This window comes from Amycolatopsis sp. NPDC005003 (assembly GCF_053600695.1).
The window spans coordinates 35,474-53,406 of record NZ_JBSGAI010000027.1; the positions used below are offsets into that span (position 1 = coordinate 35,474).

General features: G+C 72.7%; 17 protein-coding genes. 8 read left to right on the forward strand and 9 right to left on the reverse strand.

The window, feature by feature from the left end:
- Positions 1-27: 27 nt before the first annotated feature.
- Positions 28-651, reverse strand: a complete 624-nt coding sequence (locus ACWED2_RS28465; protein ID WP_449693563.1) for an enoyl-CoA hydratase/isomerase family protein — start codon at positions 649-651, stop codon at positions 28-30.
- A complete protein-coding gene (locus ACWED2_RS28470; RefSeq protein ID WP_449693564.1) occupies positions 648-1,241 on the reverse strand; it encodes a TetR/AcrR family transcriptional regulator in 594 nt (197 codons plus the stop codon). Before ACWED2_RS28470 ends, ACWED2_RS28465 begins: the two co-directional genes overlap by 4 nt.
- 53 nt (positions 1,242-1,294) lie before the next feature.
- Between ACWED2_RS28470 and ACWED2_RS28475 the strand changes: the two genes are divergently transcribed.
- A complete protein-coding gene (locus ACWED2_RS28475) occupies positions 1,295-1,648 on the forward strand; it encodes an arsenate reductase family protein (protein WP_449693565.1) in 354 nt (117 codons plus the stop codon).
- Here ACWED2_RS28475 and ACWED2_RS28480 read toward each other — a convergent pair.
- Positions 1,645-2,856, reverse strand: coding sequence for a threonine synthase (locus ACWED2_RS28480; RefSeq protein WP_449693566.1), 1,212 nt, complete (start codon positions 2,854-2,856; stop codon positions 1,645-1,647). The two genes, ACWED2_RS28475 and ACWED2_RS28480, sit on opposite strands and share 4 nt — an antisense overlap.
- Positions 2,857-2,886: 30 nt before the next feature.
- Here ACWED2_RS28480 and ACWED2_RS28485 point away from each other — a divergent pair, with 30 nt between their 5' ends.
- The gene (locus tag ACWED2_RS28485; RefSeq protein WP_449693567.1) at positions 2,887-3,666 is read left to right on the forward strand and encodes a DUF1295 domain-containing protein; all 780 of its coding nucleotides are present in this window, start codon (positions 2,887-2,889) and stop codon (positions 3,664-3,666) included.
- Positions 3,667-3,712: 46 nt separating this feature from the next.
- Here ACWED2_RS28485 and ACWED2_RS28490 read toward each other — a convergent pair whose 3' ends face one another.
- The 3 genes from ACWED2_RS28490 to ACWED2_RS28500 form a co-directional block, all read right to left on the reverse strand.
- Positions 3,713-4,459: an SDR family NAD(P)-dependent oxidoreductase gene (locus ACWED2_RS28490; RefSeq protein WP_449693568.1), complete on the reverse strand. Its 747-nt coding sequence runs from the start codon at positions 4,457-4,459 to the stop codon at positions 3,713-3,715.
- 82 nt (positions 4,460-4,541) lie between these two features.
- On the reverse strand, positions 4,542-5,435 hold the full coding sequence (locus ACWED2_RS28495) for a LysR family transcriptional regulator (protein ID WP_449693569.1): 894 nt from the start codon (positions 5,433-5,435) through the stop codon (positions 4,542-4,544).
- Positions 5,435-6,688, reverse strand: a complete 1,254-nt coding sequence (locus ACWED2_RS28500; protein ID WP_449693570.1) for a cytochrome P450 — start codon at positions 6,686-6,688, stop codon at positions 5,435-5,437. The genes ACWED2_RS28495 and ACWED2_RS28500 overlap by 1 nt, the downstream gene beginning before the upstream one ends.
- 47 nt (positions 6,689-6,735) lie before the next feature.
- On the opposite strand from ACWED2_RS28500, the gene ACWED2_RS28505 reads away from it, so the two are divergent.
- Both ACWED2_RS28505 and ACWED2_RS28510 read left to right on the forward strand, forming a co-directional pair.
- A complete protein-coding gene (locus tag ACWED2_RS28505) occupies positions 6,736-7,464 on the forward strand; it encodes an alpha/beta fold hydrolase (RefSeq protein ID WP_449693571.1) in 729 nt (242 codons plus the stop codon).
- 241 nt (positions 7,465-7,705) lie between these two features.
- Positions 7,706-10,951: a tetratricopeptide repeat protein gene (locus ACWED2_RS28510; protein ID WP_449693572.1), complete on the forward strand. Its 3,246-nt coding sequence runs from the start codon at positions 7,706-7,708 to the stop codon at positions 10,949-10,951.
- An 82-nt stretch (positions 10,952-11,033) separates the two neighbouring features.
- On the opposite strand, the gene ACWED2_RS28515 is transcribed toward ACWED2_RS28510, so the two are convergent.
- On the reverse strand, positions 11,034-11,816 hold the full coding sequence (locus tag ACWED2_RS28515) for a class I SAM-dependent methyltransferase (RefSeq protein WP_449693573.1): 783 nt from the start codon (positions 11,814-11,816) through the stop codon (positions 11,034-11,036).
- Positions 11,817-11,844: 28 nt separating this feature from the next.
- Between ACWED2_RS28515 and pdxR the strand changes: the two genes are divergently transcribed.
- From pdxR to ACWED2_RS28530, 3 genes are all read left to right on the forward strand, one after another.
- Positions 11,845-13,299, forward strand: a complete 1,455-nt coding sequence (pdxR, locus tag ACWED2_RS28520; protein ID WP_449693574.1) for a MocR-like pyridoxine biosynthesis transcription factor PdxR — start codon at positions 11,845-11,847, stop codon at positions 13,297-13,299.
- A 146-nt stretch (positions 13,300-13,445) separates the two neighbouring features.
- A complete protein-coding gene (locus ACWED2_RS28525) occupies positions 13,446-13,634 on the forward strand; it encodes a hypothetical protein (RefSeq protein ID WP_449693575.1) in 189 nt (62 codons plus the stop codon).
- A gap of 239 nt (positions 13,635-13,873) precedes the next feature.
- Positions 13,874-15,643, forward strand: a complete 1,770-nt coding sequence (locus tag ACWED2_RS28530) for an MFS transporter (protein WP_449693576.1) — start codon at positions 13,874-13,876, stop codon at positions 15,641-15,643.
- 48 nt (positions 15,644-15,691) lie between these two features.
- Here ACWED2_RS28530 and ACWED2_RS28535 read toward each other — a convergent pair whose 3' ends face one another.
- Together ACWED2_RS28535 and ACWED2_RS28540 are read right to left on the reverse strand one after the other, a co-directional pair.
- Positions 15,692-16,351 carry a peptidylprolyl isomerase gene (locus ACWED2_RS28535; RefSeq protein WP_449693577.1) on the reverse strand — a complete coding sequence of 220 codons (660 nt, stop codon included), beginning with the start codon at positions 16,349-16,351 and terminating at the stop codon, positions 15,692-15,694.
- Between the two features lie 26 nt (positions 16,352-16,377).
- The gene (locus ACWED2_RS28540; protein ID WP_176172087.1) at positions 16,378-16,635 is read right to left on the reverse strand and encodes a DUF2631 domain-containing protein; all 258 of its coding nucleotides are present in this window, start codon (positions 16,633-16,635) and stop codon (positions 16,378-16,380) included.
- A 94-nt stretch (positions 16,636-16,729) separates the two neighbouring features.
- Here ACWED2_RS28540 and dxr point away from each other — a divergent pair, with 94 nt between their 5' ends.
- Positions 16,730-17,932 (forward strand): 1-deoxy-D-xylulose-5-phosphate reductoisomerase, encoded by a 1,203-nt coding sequence (dxr, locus tag ACWED2_RS28545; protein ID WP_449693578.1) that lies wholly within the window; start codon positions 16,730-16,732, stop codon positions 17,930-17,932.
- Position 17,933: the final 1 nt, after the last annotated feature.

The following is a 17,933-nucleotide window of genomic DNA, read 5'->3' on the forward strand; positions in this document are numbered from 1 at the left end:
CGTCTTTGCGCCCGGCGGGCCGGAGGCCTACCCCGCCGCGCGCAGAGCCGCCACGGCCGGGGCGAACATCGTCGCCTTGATCGCGCCCAACGTTCCTCGGTCCTTTCCCGCCAGCTCCCGGACCCGCTCCGAAGCCACCTTCACCACCTCGCCCTCGGCCGCGACTTCGTCCACCAGCCCGATCTCCGCCGCCTCCGGGCCGCCGAACCGCCGTCCCGTCGTCATCGACGCGATCGCCGCCGACGGGGTCAGCTTGCCCTGGATCAGTGCCGCCATCCCCGGGGTGAACGGGATGTTGATGTCCGCCTCCGGGAAGCAGAAATACCCCCGGTCCGCGCGCATCACGCGGAAGTCGTGGGCCATCGCCAGCATCGCGCCCGCGCCGAACGCGTGGCCGTTGATCGCCGCGACCGTCGGGACCGGCAGCGTCAGCACCCTCGCGAACAGCTCCTGCACCTCCGCCACGTACGCGGATGCCTGGTCGCCGTGGGCCGTCAGCCAGTCGAGGTCGAGGCCGTTCGAATAGAACTTGCCGCCGCCGGTGGTCACCAGCGCGCCCTCCACACCGTCCAAAAAGGAATGCACGCGCTGCAGCCAGTCCGGGGAAAACCGGTTTTCGTCGGAACCCAGGTCGAGTACGGAAACGGTCACGGTCGGTCCTTTTCTCGAGGGGGCACGGTCAGCACGGCCCGCACCGCGGCCGCCAGCCTGTCCCGCACCAGCGGGTCGGTGATGTCACGCCGGAAGAACGCCGTCGGCAGGTCGACGACGCACGTCGTGATCACCTCGACGGCCTGTCCGTCGCCGCGGCCCCACACCTGCCCGGCCAGCCGCACCAGCAGCGCGACCAGGCGTTTGTCCACCGCGTGCAGCGCTTCCGCCAGCTCGTCGGGCAGCTCCGGCCCGAAGAGCCGGTCTCCTCGCACCTTCAGCAGCATCCGCGCGCCGTCGGGACGGAGCGAAGCGAACGCGGCGGGCGCGTCCGCCGCCGCGACGACCGCCTCCACCGGCGACGAAGCCTGGTCCACGAGCGAGGTCTGCAGGTCGAGGAACGCCGTTGCCGCGCGTAGCCAAACCTGGGCCTTCAGCGCGCTGAGCGACCCGAACGCGTGGTAGATCGTCCCGTTCGGGACGCCCGCGGCCGCCGCCAGGCCGCGGACCGTCACCTCCGTCGAGGAGGCGACGAGCCGCTCGGCGACGTCGAGGAGCGCGTCGAGGTCGTGGACGCGGGGACGGGGCATGCCGCGACCATAACAGAGCAGGTGCTCCAAAACCAGGACGGTAAGCTGCCCGCGTGGAGATCTGGATCAACCCGGCGTGCTCGAAGTGCCGGTCGGCGGTGTCGTTGCTGGACGAAGCCGGCGCGGAGTACACCGTGCGCCGCTACCTCGAGGACCCGCCGACGGTCGCCGAGCTCGAAGCCGTCCTGGAGCGCCTCGGCCTCGAACCGTGGGACATCACGCGCACCGCCGAGCCCGTCGCGAAGGAACTCGGCCTCAAGGGCTGGGGCCGCACGCCCGCGGACCGGCCGCAGTGGGTCAAGGCGCTGGCCGAGCACCCGAAACTCATCCAGCGGCCGATCATCACGGCCGACGACGGCGCCACGGTCGTCGCCCGCGATCCCGAAACCGTGCGGTCGGTCCTCTAAGGAATCGCGTCGGTCTTCGACAGGAGCGGGACGTCCAGGGGCACCGTCTCCGGGTACTTGATCCCGGCGCCGGTGTTGAGCACGACGACGTCTTCGTCGCCGCCGAGCCACCCGGACTCGCGGAGGTGCCGCAGCGCGGCGAAGCACGCTCCGCCTTCCGGGCAGACGAAGGTGCCCTCGTAAGAGGTCAGTTCCCGTTGCGCCGCAAGCAGTTCCTCGTCGGTGACGGCGACCGCGGTCCCGCCGGTCGCGTACACGGCGTCGAGCACGAGGAAGTCGCCGAGCGCCTTGGGCACGGTGATGCCGAAGGCGACCGTCCGCGCGTCCGGGAACGGCGTGCTCTCCCGCTCGCCGCGCGCGAACGCCGTGACGATCGGCGCGCACCCGGTGGCCTGGACGGCGACGAGCCGGGGCAGCGGCCCGGAAACCCAGCCCAGCTCGCGCATTTCCAGCAGTGCCTTGTGGATCCCGATGATGCCGACGCCGCCGCCGGTCGGGTAGAGGATGACGTCGGGCAGCCGCCAGCCGAACTGCTCGGCGAGCTCGTAGCCCATCGTCTTCTTGCCCTCGATGCGGTACGGCTCCTTCAGCGTCGAGACGTCCTGCACGCCGGGACGCCGCCCGACGGCCGCCGCGACGAGCTTGCCCGCGTCGCCGATCAGACCGTCCACCCGGTACAGCTCGGCACCGGCGGCCACGCACTCGCGCATGGTGATCGCCGGGGCGTCGTCGGGCATGGCGACCAGGCTCGACAGCCCCGCGCGCGCCGCGTACAACGCCCACGCCGCGCCGGCGTTGCCGTTCGTCGGCATCGCGATTCCGCGCACGCCCAGTTCGGCCGCCCGCGAGACGCCGACGGCGGCGCCGCGCGCTTTGAACGTGCCGGTCGGGACCAGGCCTTCGTCCTTCATCCACAGGCGCGACAGCCCCAGCTCCCGGCCGTAGCGCGGCAGCCGCAGCAGCGGCGTCATGCCCTCGCCGAGGCTGACGACGTGCTCGGCCGAGCGCACCGGCAGCACCTCGTGGTAGCGCCAGAGCGTCGGCTCCCGCCCGGAGATCTCCTTCGGCGTCACGGCTTCGCGGACGCCGTCGAGGTCGTAGCGCGCGAGCAGCGGCGCGCCGGCCGGGGAGAGGCCCTGGACGGCGTCGGCGTCCACGCGTTCGCCGGTTCGCGAGCACTCGAGGTGGTTGAGGAACGAGTACGGCACAGCGCCGATCCTAGGTCCTAAAGTGAGCACATGGACGCGCTGCGGGTGTGCCTGTACGTCTTCGCCGGGGTGACCATCGGCACCTGGCTGGTCTCGGTGCTGACCAGGGAGTATTCCTGGGTCGACCGGATCTGGTCGATCGTGCCGGTGGCCTACGTGGGGATCTTCGCGGGCGCCGCCGGGTTCGCCGACGCGCGGCTCGACGTGATGTTCGCGCTGGTCGCGCTGTGGGGCGCCCGGCTGACGTTCAACTTCGCCCGCAAGGGCGGCTACGCGCCCGGCGGCGAGGACTACCGGTGGGCCGTGCTGCGCGAGCGGATGGCGCCGTGGCAGTTCCAGCTGTTCAACTTCTTCTTCATCTCGCTGTACCAGAACGTGATCCTGCTGCTGATCACGCTCCCCGCGCTGACCGCGCTGGAGCACCCCGGCGGCTTCGGGGTGGCGGACGTCGTCGTGGCGGTGGTGTTCGCCGCCTTCCTCGCCGGCGAGACGGTCGCCGACCAGCAGCAGTGGGAATTCCACCGCGAGAAGCACGCCGGCCGCGCGCCGACGCGGTTCCTGCAGGCCGGGCTGTTCCGCTACTCGCGGCACCCGAACTTCTTCTTCGAGCAGGCGCAGTGGTGGGCGATCGCCGCGTTCGGGGTGGTGGCCGGTGGTCTGCAGTGGACGGTCGTCGGCGCGGTGCTGCTGACCCTGCTGTTCGTGGGTTCGACGCGGTTCACCGAGAGCATCACCAAGTCCCGGTACCCGGAGTACGCGGACTACCAGCGGCGGACGTCGGCCGTGGTGCCGTGGCCGGTCCGCGGATGACGGCGTCACCTTCCTGCACTGACAGGTGACGCCGTCCCGCGGGGGCTCACACCGCCAGCCGGCCGCCGTCCACCGGGAGGATCGCGCCGTGGACGAAGCTCGCGTCGGCCGTCACCAGGAACGTGATCGCCGCCGCGATCTCCTCCGGGGCGGCCACGCGCCCGGCCGGCCCTGCCGCCGCCAGCTCGTCGAGGCCGTCGCCGAAGGCCGCCGTGCCTTCCGTGCGGGTCGGGCCCGGGCTGACCGCGTTGACCCGCACGCCCGAGGGGCCGAACTCCGCCGCCCACGCCTTCGTCATCAGCTCGATCGCCGCCTTCGACGCGCCGTAGCCGGCCATGCCCGCCATGCCGGCCGTCGCCACGACCGTGGACACGTTCACGATCGCGCCGTGCCCGCGCGCCGCCATCTCCGGCGCCAGCGCGGCGACCAGGAAGAACGGCACCTTCACGTTCGTCGTGAACACCGCGTCGAAGTCCGCCTCGGCAAAGGATTCGGTCGGCCCGGTGGGGAACACCCCGGCGTTGTTGACCAGCACGTCGATCGGGCCGCCCAGCTCCCGCGCCCGGTCCGCGAGGGCGCGCGCCGAGGCCGCGTCCGTCAGGTTCGCCGCGACGAAGTCCGCCTTGCCGCCCGCCGCGCGGATCGCCGAGACGACGTCGGCGCCACGCCCGGCGTCCCGGCCGGACAGGACCACGTGCGCGCCGAGCCCGGCCAGCGCGATCGCCGTCGCCCGGCCGATCCCGCTCGTCCCGCCGGTCACCAGCGCCGTCGCCCCGGACAGTTCTGCAGTCATCGCTCAAACTCCTTCGCATTCTCGGTCGAAGGGTTCAAGCGAGACCGTCCGGAAGGACTTCCGGCTGCGGGTTCGGCCCTCCTTATACCCCCGATCCGTCTCGCCGATGGTCTTCCAGCGCCGCGACGAACTCCGCGACGTCCCGCCGGCGCGAGGCCGCCGGCCACACCGCCCAGGTGCGCCGGACGATCGGGGTCCCGGCCAGCGGCACCCACCGGACCGTGTCCGGCAGCGGGTACGGCCACTCGGGCGGCGCGAACGCGTACGCCCCGCCCGCGCTGACCGCCGGGATCTTGAGTTCGACGATCAGCCGCTGCTCCTCCGGGACCTCCGGCCCGACGTCGAGGCCGTGGCTGCGCAGGATCGCGGCCAGCTCGTCGTACCAGGCCGGGCTGCCCGCGCGCGGGAAGGCGAACCACTCCAGGCCGGCCAGGTCCTCCAGCCGGACCGGCGAGCCCAGCTTCTCCGCCAGGTCCGCGGCCAGCAGGACGCCGACGTCCTCGGTCACCACGAGCACCGCGTCCAGGTCGGGCCCGGCCGGGCGCTCGCGGACCAGCCCGACGTCGAGCTCGCCGGCCCGCAGCGCGGCCACCTGCGCCACCGACGACAGGTGGCGCGCCTGCACCCGCGTGTCCGGCAGCCGCGCGAGCGCCGACGGCAGCAGGTCCGGCGGGAGTTCCAGCGGGACGCCGACGCGCAGCACGCCGCCGCCGTCCGCGGTGTGCCGGGCCATGGCGGCGAGGGCCTGGTCGTGGCGGGCCAGCACGGCGCGGGCCTCGCCGAGCAACGTCGTCCCGGCGTCCGTGACCTGCACCCCGGTGCTCGTGCGCACCAGCAGCTGCACGCCGAGCCGCCGTTCCAGCGCGGTGATCGTCTGGGACAGCGCCGGCTGGCTGAGGTGCAGCTGCCGGGCCGCCTTCGACATCGCGCCCGCCTCGACGACCGCGACGAACGCCCGCAGTTCCCGGATCTCCATCAGCGGCCCCACCGGACCGGCAGCGACTTGAGCCCGTTCTGGAAGTTCGACCGCAGCCGCACCGGGGTTCCCGCCAGGGAAACGTGGCCGAGCAGGTCGAGCACCGCGTCGAACATCGCCCGCATCTGCACCCGCGCGAGGTGCGCGCCGAGGCAGAAGTGCGGGCCGTGGCCGAAGGTGAGGTGGTCGTTCGGGGCCCGGCCGATGTCGAAGGTGTCCGGGTCGGGGAACACCGCAGGATCCCGGTTGGCCGAAGAGAACCAGACCACCACCTTGTCTCCCGCGCGGATGTCCACATCGGACAAACGGACGTCGGAAACGGCCGTGCGCCGGAAGTGCATCACCGGCGTCCACCACCGCAGCATCTCTTCGACCGCCGAGGGCAGCAGCGATCGGTCGTCCAGGAGCCGCCGGTATTCCGCGGGGTGGGAGAGCAGCGCGAGCAGCCCGCCGGGCAGGCCGTTGCGGAGGGTTTCGTTGCCCGCCACGGAAAACAGCCAGAACAGGTTCTCGAACTCGGCGAGCGAGACGCGGCCGCCGTCGTCGCCGACGTGCCGCATCAGGTTGCTCATCACGTCTTCGCCCGGGTGCTCACGCTTGTACTCGCCCAGAGCGTTCGCGTACGCGTAGAGATCCGGCATGCCCGCGCGCGTCCGCGGGTCCGGCATCGATCCGTCCGGACCGGGTGATGGGCGGACGGCGAGCGCGGCCCGGGCGAGGTCGCTGACCTCGGAAACGGAAACCGTCGAGCTGACCGCGTACTCGGCGTCCTGGTAGCCGATCACGCGGTTGCTCCAGTCGTACATCAGCCGCCGGTCCTGTTCCGGCACCCCGAACACCCCGGCCAGCGTGCGCAGCGGCAGGTCGGCGGCCACCTGCGCGAAGTCGCACTCGCCGCGGTCGGCGACGGCGAGGACGAGCTCCCGCGCCCAGCTCTCGATCTGCGAAGTCAGCTTCGCGATCGCCCGCGGGGTGAACGCCTTCGTGAGCAGCCCGCGCAGCCTGCCGTGCTCCGGCGGGTCCATGTTCAGCATCATCCGGCGCACGTAGGCGAGGTCGGCCGCGTCGCGGATCTGCGTCCCGCCGAGCTGCGAGGAGAACACTCCCGGGTCGCGCAGCACCCGCCGCACCTCGGCATGGCCGAGCACGGCCCAGAAATCGTCGACGCGCACCACCGGGCCGGCGCGCCGCAGCCGCGCCAGCTCCTCGTACGGGACACCTCGCACGTAGGTGTCCGGATCGGTGATCGTCACGGGCCCGACCCTAGCCGCGCCCACCGACAGTTTGGGAGGCTGCGCGGATGGACACGCTCAACATGCGCACCGGCGGCAAGGGCGAACCGGCCGTCCTCCTCCTGCACGGCCTCGGCGCGACCGGCGCCGTCTGGAACCACTTCGCCGTCCAGCTCGACCGCCGCGTCCTGGTGCCCGACCTGCCCGGCCACGGCCCGTCCGCGCCGCTGCCGCACTACAGCTTCGCCACGCTCGCCGAGGCGGTCGCGCGGGCGCTGCCGGACGGCGGGCCGCTGGTCGTCGCCGGGCACTCGCTCGGCGGGGTGCTCGCGCTGGAACTGGCCTCGGACCGCTACGACGTCGAGGTCGCCGGCGTGCTGGCCCTCGGCGTGAAGGTCGAGTGGAGCCAGGACGACCTGAACCGCGCGGCGTCGTTCGCGGCCAAGCCGCCGCGGGTGTTCGCGACCCTGGAAGACGCCGAGCAGGCCTACCTGAAGGTGTCCGGGCTGCTCGGGATCGCGCCCACCGACCCGGCCGGGCTTCGCGAGACCGAGGGAGGTTGGCGCCTCGCGATGGACCCGGCCGCGTTCGGCCTCGGCACACCGGACATGCCGGCCCTGCTGGCCGGGGCGCGCTGCCCGGTGGTGCTCGCCGCGGGCGAGCACGACCCGATGAGCCGTCCGGAGCAGCTGCGGGCGCTCGATCCCGACGCCGTCACGCTCGCCGGGCTCGGGCACAACGCCCACGTCGAGGACCCGGCCGCCGTGCGGGCCCTGCTCAAGCGCTTCGGCGTGTGAGGGGAGCGGGTGCAGCCGTCGTACCCCACTCGACGGCTGCTCCGCGAACCCCTCGTCACCACCGGACGCGAGAAATACTAGGAAACCGTGGTGGACGAGCGCCTGTACTCGTGCTCCTCGCCGCCGTCACCGTCCGTACCTGCGGAAACGGGTATCTTCGCCGATCGGTGGTACAGCTCGGGCGGCACGATCGAGATGCTGGAGAGGTACGTTCGCTCGGGGCACGCAGGAGAGGACGCCTGTGGACGAAGGCCTGTCGTTCGCCGGATGGCTGCGGGACCGGCGTGTGCTCGCCGGCCTCACCCAGGCCCAGCTCGCCGAGCGTGCCGGGCTGAGCCTGCGCGCGGTGCGCAACGCCGAGCTCGGCAGCGTCCGGCGGCCCCGGCCGGAGACGGCCCGGAAGCTGCGGGAAGCGCTTGCCGAAGCGCCGCCGGAGCCGGTCCGGCTCGGCGTCCTGGGGCCGCTGACGGTGACGCGGGGCACCGAGGCCGTGGAGATCGGCGCGGAGAAGCAGCGCCTGCTGCTGGCGCTGCTGGCCCTGCAGCCGAACCGGACGGTCCGGCGCGAGGACCTCGTCGACGTCATCTGGGACGAGCCGCCGCCGTCGTGCGCGGAGCTGCTCCACACCTACGTCGCGCGGCTGCGGCGGGCGCTGCGGCCCGCCGACCTGATCGTCACGGACAAGGGCGGCTACCGGCTCGTCGCCGGCGAGGACGAGCTCGACCTCCTGCGCTTCGAGGCTCTCCTCGCGCGGGACGCCCACCGGGAAGCCCTCGAGCTCTGGCGTGGCCCGGCGCTCGCCGACGTCGAACGGCTGCGCCAGCACCCGGCCCGGCTCGCGCTGGCGATGCGGCGCGCCAAGGCCGTGCTGGCCTACGCCGGGGTCGCCGACCCCGAAGACGCGGCGGTGCAGCTGCGGACGCTGACCGCCGAGGAGCCGCTGAACGAGTCCGCGCACGCCAAGCTGATGCTGGCGCTCGCGGCCTCCGGGCGCCAGGCCGCCGCGCTGGACGTCTTCGCCGAGGTCCGCCACCGGCTCGCCGGCGAGCTCGGCCTGGAACCCGGCCCCGAGCTGCGGGCGGCCCACCGCCAGGTGCTGCGGCAGGACTTCGCCGCGCCGGAGCCGCCGGCCCGCGTGCCGGCGCAGCTGCCCGCCGACGTCCCCGGCTTCCGCGGCCGCGCCGCCCAGCTGGCCGAGCTGGACGCCCTGCTGCGTCGCGACGAAGGCGACACCGGCGCGCGCATCGCCGTCCTGTCCGGCACCGGCGGGGTCGGCAAGACCGCGCTCGCCGTCCACTGGGCGCAGCGCGTGCCCGCGGAGTTCCCGGACGGCCGGCTCTACCTCGACCTGCACGGCTACGGCACGGTCCGGCCGGTGGACCCCGGCGACGCGCTGTCCGGGTTCCTGCGCGCCCTCGGCGTCGACGGCGCGGACATCCCCGCGGAGCCGGACGAACGCGCGGCGAAGTTCCGCACCGCGCTCACCGGGCGGCGGATGCTGCTGGTGCTGGACAACGCGAACGCGGTCGGGCAGGTGCGGCCACTGCTGCCCGGCTCGCCGACCTGCCTGGTGCTGGTGACCAGCCGGGACGCGCTGCCCGGGCTGGTCGCCCGGCACGGTGCCCGGCGGGTGCTCGTCGACCTGCTCACCGAGGCCGAAGCCCGCGACCTGCTGCGAGCGCTGCTCGGCCCGCGCGTCGACGGCGAACCCGAGGCCGCCGCGGCGCTGATCGGGTACGCCGCCCGGCTGCCGCTGGCCCTGCGGCTGGTCGCGGAGCTGGCGCTGAGCCGGCCGGGCGAGCGGCTGGCCGCGCTCGCCGGGGAACTCGCCGACGAGCGGCGGCGGCTCGACCTGCTCGACGGCGGCGGTGACCCGCTGACCGCCGTCCGCGCCGTGTTCTCCTGGTCCTACCGCAACCTCGCGCCCGACGCCGCCCGCGCGTTCCGGCTCTGCGGCCTGCACCCGGGCCGCGACCTGACGCCGCCCGCGCTGGCCGCGCTCGCCGGCGTCCCCCTGCCGGAGGCCGAGCGGCTGGCCGGCGCCCTGGTGCGCGCCCACCTCGCACAGCAGACCGGCGACGACCGCGTCCAGCTGCACGACCTGCTGCGCGTCTACGCCGCCGAGCTCGCGGACGGCGACCCCACCGAGAGCCACGAGGCCCAGCAGCGGCTGTTCGACTTCTACGTCAGCTCGGCCGGGCAGGCGATGGACGTCGTCCTGCCGCAGGAACGGCACCTGCGGCCGCGCGTGCCGGACCCGGAGGTCAAGGTGCTCGACGCGCCGGCGTGGCTGGAGGCCGAGCGCCGCAACCTGCTGGCGATCGCCGCGCACGCCACGCGGCACGGCTGGCCGGAGCACCTGCGGCTGCTGTCCGGGATCCTGTGGCACTACCTCGACGTCGGCGGCTACCACGAGGAAGCGCTGGTGCTGCACACGCACGCGTCGGCGCTGGCCCACCACACCGGCGACCGCGTCGCCGAGGCCGAACCGCTCATCCTGATCGCGCTGGGCCACTGGCGGGTGGGCCGGTCGCCGGAGGCGCTGCGGTACCTGGAGGAGGCGCTCGTCCTGGCCCGGGAGACCGGCGACTGGCGCACCGAACTCCACTCGGTCAACACCCTGGGGCTCGTGTGCCGCGCGCTGGGCCGGTTCGCCGACGGCATCCGGTACTCGACCGAGGCCCTCGCGCTGGCCAGGAAGACGGGCGACCGCACCAGCGAAGGCCTGGTCCTGGTGGTGCTCGGCTGCTCCTGCCGCGGCATCGGCCGCTACGGCGAAGCGATCGGCCACCTCGAAGCGGCGCTGGCACTGGCACGCGAGACCGCCGACCGCACGAGCGAGGGCTACGCGCTGGTCAACCTGGGCGACACGTTGTCGGCACTGGGCCGGCACGACGAAGCCGTCCAAGCCGTGGAGGAGGGGCTGGGGCACCTGCGCGCGATGGGTGTCCGGGTGAGCGAGGGGTACGCCCTGAGCATCCTCGGCGACGTCGAGCACGCGCGCGGCCGGTACGCCGAAGCCGCGGCCCATCTGGAGCGGGCGCTGGAAATCGCGCAGGAAACGGGCAGCCCGCCCAACCGCAGCATCTCGCTGAAGCACCTGGGCGACGTCCGGCTGGCGCAGGGCCGGTACGCGGAAGCGGCCCAGCGCCTCGAAGAGGCGCTGAGCCTGGCGCGTGAATGCGGCGACCGCGGGGTGGAATCCCGCATCCTCAACAGCCTCGGCAGCCTGGCCGCGGCGCGCGGCGCCGCTGCGGACGCGTTGCGCTACCACCGGGAAGCACTGGCCGTGGCTAAGGAAACGGGCTGCCGTCCCGAACAGGGCCGGGCCCACTGCGGGCTCGGCGAAGTCCACTGTGGACTCGGCGACCCGGAGGCCGCGCGCTCGCAGTGGGAGCGCGCGCTGGCCTGCTACGCCGGGGAGGGCCTGCCCGGCGAGATCCGGGTGCGGAACCACCTGATGGCCTTGGAGCGCGTTTCGCGGTGATCGGGTTCGCGGGCGGCCAGGTCGTGTTCGAGCCGTTCGAGGTCGCGGTCGACGACGTCGGTGCTGCCCGCGAGCCGGGGCCTCACGGCCTGCTCCCGGTGGCCTTGAAGAACGTGTAGCAGAAGGTGCCGTCTTCGCCGGTGGTCCGGTGCAGGTCCGCGACCCCGTGGGCCCAGCGGTCCGGCGGGATCAGCCCGCGGGCCACGGCGGTTTCGCCGACGCCTTCGACCATCGCGGTGAAGGTGTCGCGGGTGAACCCGGTGACCAGGCCGGGCCGGGAGGCGTCGGCGTAGACCATCCGCGGTTCGACGGTGACGCCGTCGAAGCCGGCGTCGGTCAGCAGCGGGTGCAGGCGCCGCCCGATGAGCGCGTCGCCGCCGGCGTCGGCCTGCAACCGGACGAGACAGTCGATGGCGGCCTGCGCGTGGGCGCTGCGCGGGTGGAAGAACGCCGACCCGTGGTCGCCTTCGATCACCGTGATCGTGCCGCCCGGGCGCAGCAGGGTCTTCAGGTGCGCGAGGGCTTTCCCCGGCTCCGGCAGGTGTTCGAGGACGAAGCAGACGAAGACGTGGTCGTACTCGCCGTCCAGCTCGAACAGGTCGGCTCGGACGAAATCGACGCCGTTCACCTTCTTTCGCGCCTGGGCGAGGGACGCTTCCGCGATGTCGACAGCCGTCAGGCGCGCGCCCGGGCTGCGGGCCACGAGGTGGACGGTCTGGGCGCCGACGCCGCAGCCGGCCTCCAGCACGCGGCTGCCGGCGGGGTAGGCCGTCCCGGCGTGCAGGAGGTCGGCGAGGACGTCGGCCTGGTCGCCGAGGCGGCGGGTCTCGGGTTCGGTGTAGCCGTGCACGTAAGCGGTGTCCATGAGGTCAGCGTGCTGCGACAATGGCTCGATGGACAGAGCCAAAACTGTGCGCTCCGAGGGGTCCATAGGGTCGGACTTCCTGCAGCTGGACGTCCGGGAAGCGCCGCCGGGCGGCCTCGCGGACTGGCTCGCCGCACAGCTGCGCGCCGCGGTCGCCGACGGCAGGCTCCCCGTCGGCGGCCGGCTGCCCGCGTCGCGCGTGCTGGCCGCCGAGCTGCGCGTGTCGCGAGGCGTGGTCACCGAGGCCTACCAGCGGCTGATCGACGACGGCCACGCGGCGGGGCGCGGCCGGGCGGGCACGGTGATCGTCGCCGCGCCCGTGCTGCCGCCGTCCCCCTCGCCGGACCTCTTCTCTTCGAAAGTGATCACGCCCCTGCCCGGCGCGGAAGTCTTCGACGCGGTCCGCGCGGCGCCGGCCCGGATCGACCTCACCCCCGGCGTCCCCGACCTGACGGCGTTCCCGCGGGCGGCGTGGCTGCGCGCCGAGCGGGCGGTGCTGGCCGAACTGGAGCCGGCCCACTTCGGCTACGGCGACCCGCGCGGGGCGCCGTCGATGCGGCTGGCGGTGTCGCGCTGGCTGGCGCGCAACCGCGGGATCCGCGCCGACCCGGGCGAGATCATCGTGGTGTCCGGGGTGGCGCAGGCGCTGACGTTGGTGGGACAGGTGCTGCGGCAGCACGGCGTTTCCGCGGTGGCCGTCGAAGATCCGGGGTCGCTCGGGGCCCGCCAGCACCTGCACCACTGCGGCATGGCGACGCCGCCGGTCCCGGTCGACGACGACGGCGTGCAGGTCGCTGCGCTGGAGGCCCCGGCGGTGCTGCTGACGCCGGCCCACCAGTTCCCGACGGGCGTGGTCCTGGGCGGCTCGCGGCGCCGCGAGCTGATGGACTGGGCGGCTGCCGGCGGCATCGTGCTCGAGGACGACTACGACGCCGAGCACCGCTACGACCGGGCGCCGGTGCCCGCGGTCCGGTCGATGCTGCCGGAGGTGTGCTACATGGGCAGCGTGTCGAAGCTGCTGGCGCCGGCGCTGCGGGTGGGCTGGCTGCTGGCGCCGCCGCGGTTCTTCGCCGACCTCGTGGCCGCGAAGCGGTTCGCGGACCTGGGGAACGCGGTGCTGGCCCAGCTGGTGCTGGCCCGGTTGATGGAGACGGGCGAGCTGGAGCGGCAGCTGCGGGTGGTCCGCGGGCGCCACCGCCGTCGCCGGGACGCGATGATCCGCGCTCTCGCCGCGGAGTTGCCGGGCGCGGTGGTCCACGGCGCGGCGGCCGGCTTGCACCTGACGGTGACCTTCGACTTCGACGTGGACGATGTCGGGGTGGCTTCGGCCGCGCTGGGGGAGGGGGTGAAGGTCCAGCCGCTGTCGTGGCACCGCCAACTTCCGGGACGGCCGGGGTTGGTGCTGGGGTATGCGGCCCGGACGGCGACGGAGATCGCCGAGGGCGTGGCCGTGCTCGGGCGGCTTGTGGGGCGCCGGCCGTGAGGGGGACCCCCGGTTTCAACGTTACCGGGGAGCACCGACAGTTCCGGGCCCGTGCGCCGGAGTTGTCCACAGCCAGGCTCCGAGTGCGCACCTTGTGCACAACCCACCCGGCATGAAGCCGAGCTGGCCGGTGTACTGGAGTTTCCGTGAGTTCGGTGTCGGCCGTCGTCTGCGCCAGCAGGTGCTTCGCCGCATTGCTGCGCACCTGCCGCGACCTCGCGAACGAGCGCGGCCCGGCCGGGCTCAAAGCGTTCGCCGACGTGATCCGCGCCTTCGCGGAGGCGGTGCGGGCCTTCTGGGCCAGAAACCATGACCCCACCCGGCCCTCGCCGTGAGGGGGACCCCCGGTTTCAACGTTACCGGGGAGCACCGACAGTTCCGGGCCCGCGCGCCGGAGTTGTCCACAGCCCGGCCGCGAGCACGCACCTTGTGCACAACCCACCCGGTAAAGAGTCCTCAAAGGACGGTCAAGCGACTGTGATCATGCTCTCCCATGCATTTCGCGTTGTTGGTTGCCATGCGCAAGCAACTTGCTTAGCCTAGCTAAGGGACTGGCGAGCGGAAGGGTTGCACAGTGGCGGAACGCCGGACGTATTCGATCGCGGAACTGGGGCCGCGGTACAAGTGGATCGCGCTGTCCAACACGACGCTGGGCATGCTGATCGCCACGATCAACTCCTCGATCGTGCTGATCGCGCTGCCCGACATCTTCAAGGGCATCGGCATCAACCCCCTGGAACCGGCCAACACGAGCTACCTGCTGTGGATGATCATGGGCTTCCTCGTGGTCACCGCGGTGCTGGTGGTGAGCTTCGGCAGGCTCGGCGACATGTACGGCCGCGCGAGGATGTACAATCTCGGCTTCGCCGTCTTCACCGTTTCTTCCATCATGCTGGCTGTGACCTGGTTCGACGGCGACGCCGCCGCGTTGTGGCTGATCGGCTGGCGGATCGTGCAGGGCGTCGGCGGTGCCTTCCTGATGGCGAACTCCTCGGCGATCCTCACCGACGCCTTCCCGGCCAACCAGCGCGGGCTCGCGCTCGGCATGAACGGTGTCGCGGCCATCGCGGGTTCGTTCCTCGGCCTGGTCGTCGGCGGGGTGCTCGCGCCGGTCGACTGGAACCTGATCTTCCTCGTGTCGGTGCCGTTCGGCGTGATCGGCACCGTCTGGGCATACCTCAAGCTGCACGACACCGGCGTCCGCAAGCACGCGCGGATGGACTGGTGGGGCAACATCACCTTCGCCGTCGGCCTGATCGCGGTGCTGATCGGCATCACCTACGGCATCCAGCCGTACGGCTCGTCGCCGACCGGCTGGGGGAGCCCGTTCGTGCTGAGCTGCCTGATCGGCGGGATCGCCGTGCTGGTGGCGTTCGTGATCATCGAGTCGAAGGTGGACAACCCGCTGTTCCGGCTGTCGCTGTTCCGGATCCGGTCGTTCACCTGGGGCAACATCGCGAACCTGACGGCCTCCCTCGGCCGCGGCGGGCTGCAGTTCATCCTGATCATCTGGCTGCAGGGCATCTGGCTCCCGCAGCACGGCTACACGTTCGAACAGACGCCGCTGTGGGCGGGCATCTACATGCTCCCGATGACCGTCGGCTTCCTCCTGGCCGCGCCGACGTCGGGCATCCTCGCCGACCGCATCGGCAGCCGCCTGCTCGCTTCGGGCGGCCTGCTCATCACCGCGATCACGTTCCTGCTGCTGATCATCCTGCCGGTGAACTTCGACTACTGGGCGTTCGCGGCGATCCTGCTGATCAACGGCATCGGCATGGGCATGTTCTCCTCGCCGAACCGCGCCGAGGTGATGAACAGCCTCCCGGCGGACGCGCGCGGCTCCGGCGCGGGCATGATGACGACGTTCCAGAACGCGGCGATGGTGCTGTCGATCGGCTTCTTCTTCAGCTTGATCATCGCGGGCCTGTCTTCGAGCCTGCCGTCGACGATGAGCGCGGGCCTGACCGAACACGGCGTCCCGGCGGCGTCGGCGGCCGAGATCGCCAACCTGCCGGCGGTGGCGGTGCTGTTCGCGGCGTTCCTGGGCTACAACCCGATCCAGCAGCTCCTGGGTGGCCAGCTGTCGTCGCTGCCGCCGGACCAGGCGTCGTTCCTGACGGGCCGCAGCTTCTTCCCGAACCTGATCTCGGGCCCGTTCCAGTCGGGGCTGGCGGTGGCGTTCGGCTTCGCGATCGTGGTGTGCCTGATCGGCGCGGTGGCGTCGCTGCTGACGAAGGACACCCGCCCGGCCGACGGCGAGTCGGTGGGCGAGGAGCTGGCCGCGGTGGCCGGGGAATCGAGCGGCGGGCCGAGCGAACTGGTGTCGCCGTCGACCGAGCGCTGAAAGCAGTTTCGGAAGCCGGGTGCCGCATGGCACCCGGCTTTTCCGTGGCTACCAGCCGACCGTGGCGCGCTGGATCTTCACCGGGTGGGCCGGCGCCCCGTCCAGCGGACCGTTCGGATCGGTCGGGATGATCCCGTCGGCCACCATCCGGTCGATCGCGGACATCCCCCGGATCACCCGCCCCATGACCGAATAGTTCGCGGGGATGTTCGCGAACGAGTGCACGATGAAGAACTCCGACCCGTTCGTGCCCGGTCCCTGGTTCCCCATCGCGATCGTCCCGCGCGGGTACGTCTCGGCCCCCGAAACCTCGTCCGGGAACTTGTACCCCGGCCCGCCCTTCTCGACCTCGTAGATGTCCCCGCACTGGAGGACGCCGAGGCGAGCGGAGTTCGAAAGCCGCCAGCACCGGGACCGGTCGTAGAACCGTTGCAGCACCAGCGAAACCATGTTGTGCACCGCGCACGGGGCCGCTCCCGCGCGGTCCAGCCGCACCGTGACCGGCCCGTAGTTGAACCGGAACGTCACATCGACGGTGCCGCGGGTCGCAGCGAACGGCACCGGCCGCACCACCGGCCGCGCCGCCGGGTTGTCCGGGGTCGGCGTGAACGTGCACCGGACCACCGGAACCGAGGCGGGTGCCGGCGCCGGCGCCGCCACCAGCGCACCCAGCACGGAAAGAACGGCCAGTCCCCAGCGCAGCTTCATGCCGGGGGACGTTAGCGAAAAACCGACTACTTGCGCCAGGCCGTGCGCTGCTTGCGGATGTCCAGCACCAGCAGGAGCACGAGGAACAGCGACAGGCCGACGAGCCAGACGTTCTCGGTGTTGTTCTCGTGGTTGCCCTTGATCATCACCAGCAGGATGATCGCGCTGACCCAGCCGGCGATGCGGGTGGCCTTCGGGAACGAGCCGTGCCAGCCCCAGGCCGCGGACGGCTCGTCGCGCGGGTCGACCTCGGGCCGCCTCTTCTCGACCGCCTTGCCTGCCACGATGAACTCCTCAAACCCCGTGAACCTCGGACCCGCCGATGATCCCACACCTCCGGGTGCGCCGCGGAGACGCCCCGCGCGACAATGACCGGCGATGACTACCTCGCGAAGCGTTCTCGTGCTCGGCTCGACCGGGTCCATCGGCGTGCAGGCCCTCGACGTCGCCGCGCGCAACCCGCACCTGTTCCGGGTGGCCGGGATCGCCGCCGGCGGGGCCGATCCGGCCGCGCTCGCCGCGCAGGCGATCGCCCACGGCGTCGAGGCCGTCGCCGTGACCAAGGCCACGGCCGCCGAGGACGTCCAGCTCGCGCTGTACGCCGAGGCGCAGAAGCGCGGGTACGCCCAGGGCGAGTTCAAGCTCCCGCGGCTCTTCGCCGGCTCCGACGCCGTCACCGGGCTGATCGACGCCGTTCCCGCCGACACCGTCCTCAACGCCCTCCCGGGCTCCCGCGGCCTCGAGCCGACGCTCAAGGCGCTCGCCACCGGCGCCACCCTCGCGCTCGCGAACAAGGAGTCGCTCATCGCCGGCGGGCCGCTGGTGCTGGCCGCCGCCAAGCCCGGGCAGCTCGTGCCGGTCGACTCCGAGCACTCCGCCATCGCCCAGGCCCTGCGCGCCGGGCACCGGAGCGAGGTCGCCCGGCTCGTCCTCACCGCCTCCGGCGGCCCGTTCCGCGGCCGCAAGCGCGCCGAGCTGGCCGGCGTCACGGTCGAGCAGGCGATGGCGCACCCGACGTGGTCCATGGGCCCGCTCATCACGATCAACTCCGCCACCCTGGTCAACAAGGGCCTGGAGCTGATCGAGGCGGCCCTGCTCTTCGACATCCCGACGGAGAAGATCGACGTCACCGTGCACCCGCAGTCGATCGTTCACTCGATGGTGACTTTCACCGACGGCTCGACGATCGCCCAGGCCAGCCCGCCCGACATGCGGCTGCCGATCGCGCTCGCGCTGCACTGGCCCGACCGCGTCCCCGGCGCCGCCGCCGCGTGCGCCTGGGACACCGCCGCGACCTGGACTTTCGAGCCGCTGGACGACGAGGCCTTCCCGGCGGTGGAGCTGGCCCGGCACTGCGGCGCCGCGGGCGGTTGCCTGCCCGCCGTCTACAACGCGGCGAACGAAGAGCTCGTGGCGGCGTTCCTCGCGCAGAACACCAGCTTCACGTCGATAGTGGACACTGTTTCCGAGGTGGTGGGAGCCGCCGACGAGTGGCGTCGCGAACCGCGCGACGTCGAGGACGTTCTCGCCGCCGAGCGCTGGGCTCGCGCGCGGGCCGGTTCGATCATCGAGGGGAAGTAGC

Excerpts from the sequence above, each read along its gene's own strand:
- ACWED2_RS28495 (WP_449693569.1), bottom strand. The coding sequence starts at position 5,435 with ATGGAGATCCGGGAACTGCGGGCGTTCGTCGCGGTCGTCGAGGCGGGC.
- ACWED2_RS28515 (WP_449693573.1), bottom strand. The coding sequence starts at position 11,816 with ATGGACACCGCTTACGTGCACGGCTACACCGAACCCGAGACCCGCCGC.
- dxr (WP_449693578.1), top strand. The coding sequence starts at position 16,730 with ATGACTACCTCGCGAAGCGTTCTCGTGCTCGGCTCGACCGGGTCCATC.
- ACWED2_RS28470 (WP_449693564.1), bottom strand. The coding sequence starts at position 1,241 with ATGCCCCGTCCCCGCGTCCACGACCTCGACGCGCTCCTCGACGTCGCC.
- ACWED2_RS28535 (WP_449693577.1), bottom strand. The coding sequence starts at position 16,351 with ATGAAGCTGCGCTGGGGACTGGCCGTTCTTTCCGTGCTGGGTGCGCTG.
- ACWED2_RS28505 (WP_449693571.1), top strand. The coding sequence starts at position 6,736 with ATGGACACGCTCAACATGCGCACCGGCGGCAAGGGCGAACCGGCCGTC.
- ACWED2_RS28485 (WP_449693567.1), top strand. The coding sequence starts at position 2,887 with ATGGACGCGCTGCGGGTGTGCCTGTACGTCTTCGCCGGGGTGACCATC.
- pdxR (WP_449693574.1), top strand. The coding sequence starts at position 11,845 with ATGGACAGAGCCAAAACTGTGCGCTCCGAGGGGTCCATAGGGTCGGAC.
- ACWED2_RS28490 (WP_449693568.1), bottom strand. The coding sequence starts at position 4,459 with ATGACTGCAGAACTGTCCGGGGCGACGGCGCTGGTGACCGGCGGGACG.